We start from the raw sequence: 329 nt of genomic DNA, 5'->3' as shown, positions 1-329 counted from the left end.
TATGAAATTGAGGATGAAGTAAGAGATGTGTTATCTGATATTGTACCAGACAACCCCAATAAGCCTTATGATATGCATGAGGTAATTTCTGGAATTATTGATGTAGACTCATTTTATGAAATCCATAAAGATTATGCCGAAAGCATCATAGTAGGTTTCGCAAGACTTGGTGGGCGTAGCGTTGGGATAGTAGCAAATCAGCCTATGGCATTTGCAGGAGTTTTGGGCGTTAACAGTTCAAAAAAAGCAGCGCGCTTTGTACGTTTCTGCGATTGTTTTAATATTCCACTTTTGGTATTGGTAGATGTTCCAGGCTTTTTACCAGGAAC

1 protein-coding gene is annotated in these 329 nt (G+C 38.9%); it reads left to right on the top strand.

Annotated elements, in window-relative coordinates; all coding sequences use genetic code 11:
- Nucleotides 1-329, top strand: a 329-nt coding sequence (locus tag H4O21_RS28720) for a carboxyl transferase domain-containing protein (protein ID WP_305082244.1), incomplete at both ends; no start/stop codon positions are given.

The sequence above is a fragment of the Oceanospirillum sediminis genome (genome assembly GCF_014164585.1).
Taxonomy (GTDB): Bacteria; Pseudomonadota; Gammaproteobacteria; order Pseudomonadales; family Halomonadaceae; genus Oceanospirillum; species Oceanospirillum sediminis.
The sequence above is the reverse complement of the archived record's forward strand: the minus strand, read 5'-3'. Positions and strand labels throughout refer to the sequence as shown.